10 protein-coding genes are annotated in these 11,120 nt (G+C 50.9%); 8 read left to right on the top strand and 2 right to left on the bottom strand.

The window, feature by feature from the left end; translation table 11 throughout:
- Window positions 1-28: 28 nt before the first annotated feature.
- The 8 genes from FXO12_RS09325 to FXO12_RS09290 all read left to right on the top strand — a co-directional run bounded on the left by FXO12_RS09325 (window position 29) and on the right by FXO12_RS09290 (window position 9,017).
- Window positions 29-1,135: a glycosyltransferase family 4 protein gene (locus tag FXO12_RS09325; RefSeq protein ID WP_054898461.1), complete on the top strand. Its 1,107-nt coding sequence runs from the start codon at window positions 29-31 to the stop codon at window positions 1,133-1,135.
- Window positions 1,132-2,085, top strand: coding sequence for an NAD-dependent epimerase/dehydratase family protein (locus FXO12_RS09320; protein WP_054898462.1), 954 nt, complete (start codon window positions 1,132-1,134; stop codon window positions 2,083-2,085). The genes FXO12_RS09325 and FXO12_RS09320 overlap by 4 nt, the downstream gene beginning before the upstream one ends.
- Before the next feature lie 35 nt (window positions 2,086-2,120).
- Window positions 2,121-3,137: a glycosyltransferase family 4 protein gene (locus tag FXO12_RS09315; protein WP_054898463.1), complete on the top strand. Its 1,017-nt coding sequence runs from the start codon at window positions 2,121-2,123 to the stop codon at window positions 3,135-3,137.
- An 81-nt stretch (window positions 3,138-3,218) separates the two neighbouring features.
- Window positions 3,219-5,207, top strand: a complete 1,989-nt coding sequence (locus FXO12_RS09310) for a nucleoside-diphosphate sugar epimerase/dehydratase (protein ID WP_057975724.1) — start codon at window positions 3,219-3,221, stop codon at window positions 5,205-5,207.
- 386 nt (window positions 5,208-5,593) lie between these two features.
- Window positions 5,594-6,772, top strand: a complete 1,179-nt coding sequence (locus FXO12_RS09305; protein WP_060773061.1) for an acyltransferase — start codon at window positions 5,594-5,596, stop codon at window positions 6,770-6,772.
- Between the two features lie 264 nt (window positions 6,773-7,036).
- Window positions 7,037-7,369, top strand: a complete 333-nt coding sequence (locus FXO12_RS09300; RefSeq protein WP_057975727.1) for a ComEA family DNA-binding protein — start codon at window positions 7,037-7,039, stop codon at window positions 7,367-7,369.
- 140 nt (window positions 7,370-7,509) lie between these two features.
- On the top strand, window positions 7,510-8,154 hold the full coding sequence (locus FXO12_RS09295; RefSeq protein WP_057975728.1) for a GntR family transcriptional regulator: 645 nt from the start codon (window positions 7,510-7,512) through the stop codon (window positions 8,152-8,154).
- Window positions 8,155-8,168: 14 nt separating this feature from the next.
- A complete protein-coding gene (locus FXO12_RS09290) occupies window positions 8,169-9,017 on the top strand; it encodes a DUF1989 domain-containing protein (protein WP_057975729.1) in 849 nt (282 codons plus the stop codon).
- Between the two features lie 59 nt (window positions 9,018-9,076).
- Here the strand turns inward: FXO12_RS09290 and FXO12_RS09285 are convergent, their stop codons facing one another.
- Entirely contained in the window at window positions 9,077-9,244 is a 168-nt protein-coding gene (locus FXO12_RS09285) for a DUF2897 family protein (RefSeq protein WP_003172675.1), read from the bottom strand.
- A 110-nt stretch (window positions 9,245-9,354) separates the two neighbouring features.
- On the bottom strand, window positions 9,355-10,719 hold the full coding sequence (gene eat / locus FXO12_RS09280; RefSeq protein WP_057975730.1) for an ethanolamine permease: 1,365 nt from the start codon (window positions 10,717-10,719) through the stop codon (window positions 9,355-9,357).
- Window positions 10,720-11,120: the final 401 nt, after the last annotated feature.

The following is an 11,120-nucleotide window of genomic DNA, read 5'->3' as shown; positions in this document are numbered from 1 at the left end:
GGGTAATGATTTTGAAAAGGTGCGCAGTGTGAAAATTGTTTATGTCATCACCCGTTCGGACGTTATTGGCGGCGCCAGTGTGCATCTTCTTGATTTAGCGCTTGGCTCATCAAAAGCAGGTCATAGCGTCGATGTCCTCGTGGGCGGGGAGGGCGTCTTTAATACTCGAGCGCGGGACTTGGGGCTGTCGTGCCACTCATTGAAATATCTTGTTCGTGAAATCAGCCCTGGAAAAGATATTCGCGCCTTTTTTGAGTTGCGAGCAATGCTTTCCAAGCTAAAACCTGATCTCGTCCATGTGCATTCTTCCAAGGCTGGCATTCTAGGCCGGCTGGCCGCTAAAAGTCTGGGTTTGCCAGCGGTCTTTACAGCACATGGTTGGGCTTTTACGGAAGGAGTATCTGAGAAACGTCGTTTCGTGTACCGTAATATTGAGAGAGTAATGGCTCGTTTTTCAGACCAGATCCTTACGGTTTCTGAGTTTGACAGGCAACTTGCTCTGAAGGCTAAAGTGGGCGATGAAGAGACTGTTCTGACCATCCACAATGGCATGCCTGAGGTGGGCTCCAATAGAGTCAGCTTTACACAATCTGATCAAATACGCTTGATCATGGTTGCAAGGTTCGAAGTACCTAAAAACCAAAAATTCCTATTGGAAGCACTTGCTAAAGTGGAAACCAAAAATTGGGAGCTCGAATTGGTGGGCGACGGCCCCACACTGGAAAGCGCCCGGAAATTGGCAGCACAGCTGGGAATTGCTGAAAAAGTAGTTTTTTCAGGGGCTTGTGACGACGTTCCGATCAGGCTTTCGCGATCTGACGTTTTCATCTTGATTTCTGATTGGGAAGGGTTACCGCTGACTATATTGGAAGCTATGCGCAGTGGACTTGCGGTCATCGCCTCTAACGTAGGGGGGGTGTCTGAGTTGGTTGCGAATGGTGATAACGGTTTCGTGGTAGACCGTGGGGATCAGCAAGGGCTGGTCGACGCATTGACGCAACTGATTAAATCCGCAGAGCTTCGAAAAAAGCAGGGCATTTCAGGTCAATACAGATATCGCACAAATTTTACTTTCGATATTATGTTGGATAAAATTCTGAAAATTTACCAGAAAGTGTTAGACAGGACTAAATGAAAATCCTTATTACTGGTGCGAATGGCTTTATTGGGCGGGCGTTATCCGGGCACCTCGTCAGTTCAGCCAAATATTCAGTTGTCGGCACTTACCGCAGGCCCTCTACTGATGTGCCATCTGATATTCAGATGTTTTCGACTGGTGAGGTAGACGGTAATACTGATTGGAATCGTGCCCTGCAAGGCGTTGATACCGTTATCCATCTGGCTGCGCGCGCGCACGTGTTGAATGCGGGAAGCGAGGATCCAGTTACGGAGTTTGAACGGATAAATGTCGAAGGTGCCATTAATTTAGCAAAGCAATCGATAAAAGCAGGTGTCCGTCGGTTTATATTCATTAGCTCTATTGGCGTAAATGGTGCAGAAACGCATAAGTCCGCTTTTACGGAAAATGATGAGCCCCGGCCGCATGCAGACTATGCGCGCTCGAAATTAAAGGCAGAGCGCGAGCTGGCAGAATTACTTGCTGGAGAGTCGATGGAGTTGACAGTCATCCGACCCCCTTTAGTGTATGCCGCGGAAGCACCGGGCAATTTTAATCGTCTTCTGAAGCTGATCGCGTCGGGATTACCGTTGCCCTTCGCCGCCGTGAAAAATAAGCGCAGTATGATAGCGCTGGATAATCTGGTGGATTTCGTTGAGCTTTGTATTGAGCATCCATTGGCTGCAAACGAACTGTTTTTAGTTTCTGATGGAGATGATTTTTCCATTAGCGAAATTATCAAGCTCCTCGCGTCGGGCATGAAACGAAAAGAAAGGTTGTTTAGCCTTCCTGACCCTGTATTGCGTTCAGTCGCCAGCGCGCTCGGGAAGCGTTCGTTATACACGCAGCTGTGTAGATCATTGGTTGTCGATACTGCCAAATCTAAAACACTATTGAATTGGGTTCCTGCGAAAAAGACCGATGAAGCTTTGGTCGAAGCAGGCCAAAAATTCCATTTATTAAAGTGATTCACTTCGAAATTATTGCAGGTAGGGATTGGCACATGACGTTCTGGATAGCGATTGTTTCAATAGGAAGTTCTATTTTTTTTACAGGATTATTACGTCGTTATGCCCTCCAGCGCAATGTATTAGATATTCCTAACAGCAGAAGTTCACACTCGGTACCGACCCCGCGCGGCGGCGGGCTCGCAATTGTGGTGGGGTTTCTGATATCCCTTGGTTTAATGCGTTCTTTTGATTTGATTGATAACGCTTTTTTTCTCGCATCATTCCTGGCGGGTTTAACGGTAGCCGCTTTGGGATTTTTAGATGACCATGGGCACATACCTGCTCGCTGGCGCTTGTTAGGACATTTCCTCGCAGCGGTATGGGCGTTATATTGGATTGGCGGGTTACCGTCGGTTACGATTTTTGGATTACAAGTCAACCTAGGCTGGGTTGGCGCTGCGTTAGCTGTTTTATATGCTGTGTGGATGTTGAATCTTTACAACTTCATGGACGGTATAGACGGCTTGGCGAGTGCTGAAGCTATCTGCGCGTGCTCTTCTGCTGCTCTAATCTATTGGTTGTTGGGGTATGAGGAGTTGTTATGGCCACCTATCTTTTTAGCGTTGGCGACGGCAGGCTTTTTTTATTGGAACTTTCCAAAGGCGCGAATTTTCATGGGCGACGCGGGGAGTGGCTTTCTGGGTATTACGCTGGCCATCATTTCGCTTAAAGCTGTTTCTTTTTCCTCTACGCTCCTATGGGTCTGGCTGATCCTGCTAGGCGTATTTATCGTTGACGCCACATTCACATTGCTGCGTAGGCTAGTACGTGGTGAAAAAGTATATGAGGCACATCGCAGCCACGCTTATCAATACGCCTCGCGTACCTTTAATGCCCACATCCCCGTCACGCTATGTGTGATTTTGATAAACTTAGTCTGGCTCGCACCGATAGCGTGGCTCGTCGCATTTGACAGAGTTGATGGTGCTGTTGGTATGTTGATCGCCTATGTCCCGCTCGTTACCCTAGCTCTGAAGTTCAAGGCCGGAGTCAAAGAGGTAAGTTGTTAGAGTTAGGAGTGGCGAGAGCGTAATAGTGATGGGCTTATATTTGGATTTTGGATTGTTAGAACTGCGAGAGGTTTGGAAAATATGAACTCACTGAGAGCGCGCTTATTAAGCCTCCCGCGCAGGTATAAACGTATTTTACAAGTGGTTACTGATGTTTTCCTAGTCTGGTTTGCGCTTTGGTTGGCTTTTGTCGTGCGAATAGGTCTCGATGAAATGATCAATCCGTTTGTGCTGCACACCTGGCTGTTTTTGACAGCGCCAATCGTGACTATACCGCTGTTTATACATTTTGGTATGTACCGTGCAGTTTTACGTTATTTTGGAAATGATGCGTTAATCGCTATAGTCAAGGCCGTGAGCCTTTCTTCGCTAATTATTGGTGTGGTTGTTTATTGGTACAGTAATCACCAAAATGTCGTTCCGCGTTCTATCATCTTTAACTATTGGTGGCTAAGTCTCATCATGATAGGAGGATTGAGATTAGCACTGCGTCAATTCTTCTTGGGAGACTGGTTTACCGCTGCTCAACATGTGCCTTTCACTAACCGTGACGATGGTTTGCCACGCGTGGCTATCTACGGTGCCGGGTCTGCGGGAAATCAGCTAGTCGCCGCATTACGCATGGGCCGCTTGATGAGGCCTGTAGCGTTTATTGACGATGACTCAACTATTTCAGATCGGGTGATCTCGGGTCTTCAAGTTTATAAGCCCAAACATATCCAACGAATGATCGATGCCACAGGAGCTCAAGAAATTCTATTAGCGATACCTTCATCGACGCGTGGACGTCGTCGGGAAATTCTTGGATTTCTAGAAGGTTTTCCTTTACATGTACGTAGTGTTCCCGGCTTCATGGACCTGGCCAGTGGGCGGGTCAAAGTGGATGATATCCAAGAGGTGGATATTGCCGATCTATTAGGGCGCGATCCTGTACCGGCACAAGAAGATCTGCTGGAACATTGCATACGGGGCCAAGTGGTGCTGGTTACCGGCGCAGGGGGATCAATTGGATCTGAGCTGTGTCGCCAGATCCTCGAGTTGCAACCAACGACCCTGATTCTCTTTGAGCATAGTGAATACAATTTATACAGCATTATGTCTGAGCTGGAGGCACGAGTATTAAGGGATTCGTTAGGGGTGAAACTGCTTCCGATCCTGGGTTCTATACGTCATCAGGATAAATTAGTTGATGTAATGAAAACCTGGCACGTAAATACAGTCTATCATGCGGCTGCTTATAAACATGTGCCGATGGTAGAGCATAATATTTCGGAAGGTTTTCTGAATAATGTTATTGGCACGTTAAATACTGCTCAAGCAGCTATTATTTCACAGGTTGCTAATTTTGTACTTATTTCGACTGATAAGGCGGTACGCCCTACCAATGTGATGGGAAGCACCAAGCGGCTTGCGGAGATGACGCTGCAGGCGCTCAGTCGTGAATTGGAACCTGCGCTTTTCAATGATGCAGTTCCTACTCTAAATCACACTCGCTTCACAATGGTTCGGTTTGGAAATGTTTTGGGGTCTTCTGGTTCCGTAATTCCGCTATTTCACAAGCAAATTAAATCAGGTGGTCCGTTAACAGTTACTCACCCGAAAATCACTCGATACTTCATGACCATCCCTGAGGCGGCTCAACTTGTTATTCAGGCAGGCTCAATGGGCCAGGGAGGAGATGTTTTTGTATTAGATATGGGGGAGCCGGTTAAAATCACAGAATTGGCGGAGAAAATGATTCACCTGTCAGGCCTGAGTGTTCGTTCAGAAAAAAAACCGCTCGGCGATATCGCTATTGAGTTTACAGGGCTTCGGCCTGGGGAAAAGCTCTACGAAGAATTACTCATCGGCGATAATGTCGATGCCACGCAACACCCAATGATCATGAGCGCTAACGAAGATTATTTGTCTTGGGGCATATTGAGGCCGAGATTGACGGAGTTGTTGTGCGCTATTGAAAATCATGATTACAGTAAAGTGCGTCAATTGTTGCGCGAAACGGTGAGCGGCTATACTCCCGATGGCGAAATTGTTGACTGGTCTTATCAGCAGAGAAGGTTGGAGCTGTGATTTAGATGTTGGTCGGAGATAATAGTACGGCTGTGCTGTTATCTCTGCCTTATAGATATTCGTGCTTTTATATGACATAAATAAGTGTATGGCTTATTTGCATTAACCAACGTCTGTTAAAGGGCCGACTCGTCGACACGTCACCGTCGGCCACAACGTGCGTTTACTGAAAACGGCAGAAACTGGGCCTATTCAACAGCCTTAGTGCTCTACATTTTCTTCCCATGCATGACGCTTACAGAATACAATCTCTCGGGGTAACGCATCGTGATATTCCCATGCGCGCTACCTCGTGATAAGCGAACGGAGAGCCCGCGCGCCTGAACATCCATGGAGCTTCTCCGACGTAGCCCGAACAGGAAGATATTGCATGAGTAACTTTATAAATGAAAACTGAATATTCACTTGAAGTCATCACGCTCACGCTGTCAATAATACTATTGTTTGTTGCTTTTTCTTCGATATTTAGGTCGAAAATCGAAAGTGCAGAAGTTAAGCATGAGTACAAGTTTATTAATGGCTTGCGTGGTCTAGCGGCTATATTTGTTTTTGTTAATCATGCCCCGTTTGTGCTAATAAATCTGGGTGTAAAAAATACTGTTTTTTCTGCGTGGGGACAAATTTACCCAAACCTCGGATCTTTTGGTGTGCAGATTTTTTTCTGCATAACGGGTTTTCTTTTTTTTGACAAGATTATCAAGAGTAAAGATATTGATTGGGGCGATTTTTTTGTATCCAGAATCAGAAGGGTGGCTCCGCTTTACTATCTGACATCACTCTTAGTGTTTATTATTGCGGCTTCGTTTTCAGGGTTTGAGTTTCTGAATAAAGAGTCCATTACCACTATCGCAGGGTTAGTAACGTTTAATTTTATAGATAATCCAATGAAAATTGGAGGCGTATCTCTTGTTCCTCTGAGTTCCGTTACATGGACGTTGGTTCATGAGTGGCGTTTTTATGCAGTGCTACCCATGGTGGCAATTTTTTACCGATCTCCCTATCGGTCCGTTATCATGACGGTAGCCATGCTGATTGCTGCCATTGACCTGGGTACTTCTGCCGTGGTGTGCTGGGCATACTTTCTGTCAGGCATGGGTGCAGCAGTTATTCATAAAAAAAGTATTACAAATAAAGCTATAAAACTTTCATTCATGATAATTGCTATATCTATATTTGTTTGGATGTGCGGACTGGTTGAAGTTCCTGGCTACGGAGCGTTGAGATTTACTCTGGCCACAATATTTTTCATAAGTATTACTATTTCCAACCCGCGTTTTTTGCATTATCAGTTCCTGAACAGGCTCAGCGATATTAGCTACAGTGTTTATTTGCTCCACTTGCCAGTGTTGTTTTTGTCCTTCAAGCTATTATCTGTATTCCTCGATCTTGCTGCTCTTGATAAAGTAACCTTTTGGGCTGTGAATTTCATGACCATTCCGATCATCGTTGCGTTGTCGACCTTTACTTTTGTTCATGTAGAAAAAAGATTCATGCGCAAAAAGCGGGAGGAGCAAACCGACGCCCCGCCGGTTGCCTACTCCGAACAGACAAAAGCCGCGATATGAAGTGTGCGGCGCTCCGGCGTCGTGCTTCTTTGTTCCGCTCGACGTCCATCGGTAATGATCGGTCTGTAGGGCTCTCTGCTGACCTTGATGTTATCAATGGCCATTTTGAAAGTTGCTAGATATTCGTAACCGCACGCGACTTCAATCGGCTCTCTAACACTTTGTAATACCCCCAATTTTGACACCCTCCACCCATCGCCTAAGTTAGAAAAGCAGCTTTGGAAAGCTGCTTTTCTCTCTTACCGATATCATGGAGCGTCACCAATGCAAAACCTGTACATCTCGTCCCTCATCTTCGCCTTCCTCACCAGCCTCTCCGTCGCCACCACTGCCGCGCCGTCCATCAAGCCGGAACCTCCAACCTCCATCTCCACCCAAATGACCAAGACCGAGCAATCCACCAAGGTCAACCTCAACGCCGCCGACGCCGAGACCCTGCGTCGCGATCTATTCGGCATTGGTGCTTCCAAGGCGAAGGCAATTATCGCCTATCGCGAAAGCAACGGCCCGTTTACAGCGGTGGATGAGTTACTGGAAGTAAAAGGCATCGGCAAGGCACTGCTGGAGAAGAATCGCGACAGGTTGGTTATTGATTGAAGATGTAATAAAAGCGCAGAAGGCCGGTCATTGACCGGCCTTTTCTTTATCGGACCTAGCGCCTGGTAATTCGCAGGCAGCATTGGCACGAAACGTGGTTACCTCTTACTTAGTGATTGTTCAACAATCTTGAGGTAACGATGACACTCACTTTATCTTTAGCCGACCAAATCGCCCTGGAACTCCGCGCCGACATCATAGGCGGCCGGCTGTTACCAGGCATGCCGCTGATCGAGGTGGACCTGGTCAAAGCCTACAACGCATCCCGCAATACGATTCGCGAGGCGCTGCATCGTCTGGGCCAGGAGGGCCTTACTCGCTATGTCCGCAACAAGGGCGTGATGGTTCGGCGCTTGGTGCGGGCGGAAGTGCGTGACCTCTTTGTCGTCCGCCGCACCCTGGAGTTGCAGGCGATTGCCCAGAGCGGGCCGCTGACGGACGTCCAATCGACGCGTATGCAAAGCGCCATTGACGCCACCCACTTGGCCCGGGAGCGCGAAGATTGGCGAGCCGTGGCCACCCACAGTCTTATGTTCCACCAGCAGATCGTCGCCTTGATGGGCAGCCCATTGTTCGACGAGTTTTTCGCTCAGGTGATTGCTCAGTTGCGTCTGGTGTTCTGCGCCGCGCCTGACGAGCAGCGTTTCCAGTCGCCCTGGCTGGAGCGTGACCATGAGATATACACATTACTAACCCGCAACCAAACCCAGGCCGCCAGCGAGGCGATGAGCCTGTACCTGGACGATTCAGAACACCTTTCCCTCGCCCTGTTTGATCACCCTTGATAGAGGATTGCCCCATGTACAAAGACTACCCGGCCGCGTACCAGGTCAGCAAAGGCTCAGCATTGCAGGTGGATAGGGCGTTCTATGAGCGTATTCGTGATCAGAAAACCCAGCGCACGTTGATCGAGCAGTTCGAGGTGCCGATCCGCACGGGGAGGGCGTGGAAGGTGCCGGCCGGGCATGTGTTTCGTGTGACCACGCCGGTGGGGCCGCAGGTGGGGGACTTTAATGTCTGGAACGCCAACGATCCGCGCGAACGTTTGTGGGCTGCGCGCACTCGTCAGCTGCAAGGCGCTCATGTCAGCACCCATGATCGGTTGTGGTCGAACCTGCCCTTTTTAAGGCCCTTGGTCACGATCACCGATGACAGCCTGGCCAGCTACGGCATTGATGAGCACGGTGGGCGTTTGCATGATTTGTTGGGCACGCGGTGCGACCCCTATGTGAACCGTATGTTGACCGGTGAGGACTTTCATCACCATTGCCACTCGAACCTGACCCGTGCGGTATTGCCCCACGGACTGACGGAGTTCGATGTGCATGACGTGTTGAATATTTTCCAGTGCACCGGGCTCAATCACGATGACATGTACTTTATGAAGGCCTGTCCGGCGCAGAAGGGCGATTACCTGGAGTTCTTTGCCGAGATTGATTTGTTGTGTGCATTGTCGACGTGCCCTGGCGGGGATCTGTCGCTGCCGATGTGGGGGCCGGAGGCGCAGGACCCGCTGACGGTGTGTCGTCCGTTAGGGGTTGAGATCTATAGGCTGGAGGATGAGTTGCTCAGTGGCTGGAGCCAGCCGGAGCGTGCTGCCTATAAGGGGCAACATGGGTTGCATATTGCCAAGGCGGATTGGGAGTAGGGGGGGCTGCTTCGCAGCCCAGCGGGAGCAAGCTCCCTCGCCACGGGGTTACACGCGTTTTATCTGTCTTGCGCATCCTTGGCGTCCGCCTGCGCATTTCGCTCGGCCACGCGTTTGCGTTGTTCGTCGGTGAGTTCGACTTTGTTGGCGCTGTCGCGCAGCATCATCAGCCCTCCGACGATCGACCCGATCGCGACTACCATAATCAACCACGCATACCACGGCATAAGGCTCTCCTTGAGGCAGATGTCCGTGGGAAAGCTTCCCACGGTAATGACTGCTTTGAGTCATGGGCTTTCTGAGTAGTTCAGTGTAGGCCCGTTCTGCCTCATAGGCGCTATTGTCCGGTCAACATCGCATCTGCCGGCGCATCGACACGGTCTTGTGCGGTCAGCTGGAAGTAGATGAAGCCCACCGCCATGAAGCCCAGGAAGATCAGCCCGATCAAGGCATTGAACCAGGCCATTGCCACCAGGCATACCACCGCCAGCACCAGCGCAATACCCGGCACGATGGGGTAGCCCGGCGCGCGGAAGGTGCGTTCCAGCAACGGCTCGGTCTTACGCAGTTTGAACAGGCTGAGCATGCTCATGATGTACATGACGATGGCACCGAACACCGCCATGGTAATCATCGCGGCGGTCAGGGTCATGCCGCCCAGGTTGATCAGGCCGTCGCTGTAGATGGCGGCGATACCCACCACGCCGCCGGCGAGGATGGCCCGGTGCGGTGTATGGAAACGTGAGAGTTTGGCCAGGAAAGACGGCAGGTAACCGGCACGGGCCAGGGCGAAGAACTGGCGCGAGTAGCCGAGGATGATGCCGTGGAAGCTTGCCACCAGGCCGAACAGGCCAATCCATACCAGCATGTGCAACCAGCCGGAGCTGTCACCCACCACGGTTTTCATCGCTTGGGGCAGTGGGTCGTTGATGTTCGACAGCGCGCGCCAGTCGCCTACGCCGCCTGCGAAGAACATCACGCCCATGGCCAGGATCACCAGGGTGAGGATGCCGCTGATGTAGGCTTTTGGAATGGTGCGCTTGGGGTCCTTGGCTTCTTCGGCTGCCATGGCAGCGCCTTCGATGGCGAGGAAGAACCAGATGGCGAAGGGGATGGCTGCAAACATCCCGGCAATCGCCGGGGCACCGAATGTGTCGGATCCGGCCCAGCCGTTGAGGGCGAAGTGGCTGAAGCTGAACGCCGGTGCGACCACGCCCATGAACACCAGCAGTTCGGCGACGGCAAGTACGCAGACCACCAACTCGAAGGTGGCGGCAAGTTTCACCCCGAGGATATTCAGGCCCATGAACACGATGTAGGCGCCGACGGCGGCGTGTTTGGGGTCGAGTGCCGGGAACTGCACGTTCAGGTACGCACCAATGGCCAGGGCTATCGCGGGCGGGGCGAAGACGAACTCGATCAAGGTGGCCAGGCCGGCAATCAAGCCGCCTTTCTCACCGAAGGCGCGACGGCTGTAGGCAAAGGGGCCTCCTGCGTGGGGAATCGCAGTAGTCAGTTCGGTGAAGCTGAAGATAAAGCAGGTGTACATCGCGGCGACCATCAACGAGGTCACCAGAAAGCCCAAGGTACCGGCGACGCCCCAGCCGTAGCTCCATCCGAAATACTCGCCGGAGATCACCAGCCCCACGGCAATGCCCCATAGATGCAAGGTGCCCAAGGTGGGTTTGAGTTGTGTGTTCATTGTGCTGCGCTCCTTGAACTGTTTGGAATGATTCAAGGTGTTGCAGTGGCTATGCCAAGCCTCAGAACTATGTCGTAAAGCAATGCCTATGTCGCCGAAGGGACGGTTGGGCGTTTGAATGCGGCATGAGCTGCACCACATAAGTGCGGTGGTGACATGGCGGGCGCTTTCGCGGGCAAGCCCGCTCCCACACTTGACCGAGTTTTAACTGAAAGAACGCAGTCGAATGTGGGAGCCGGGCTTGCCCGCGAAGAGGCCCCCCCAGCCACGGCAAACCCCGCTGTAAACCCCGCATAAACCCACTCTTTACGCCATCTTTACGCCCCACCCTGCGCCTCGCTCTCGTTCCTTTACACCGCTCCTGCGGACAATGCCCCCACACGCGGCAATCGCCGCAAGAC

It is taken from the genome of Pseudomonas sp. J380 (genome assembly GCF_009827115.1).
Taxonomy (GTDB): domain Bacteria; phylum Pseudomonadota; class Gammaproteobacteria; order Pseudomonadales; family Pseudomonadaceae; genus Aquipseudomonas; species Aquipseudomonas paracarnis.
Note: the sequence above shows the minus strand (reverse complement) of the source record. Positions and strands in the feature narration are given on the sequence as shown.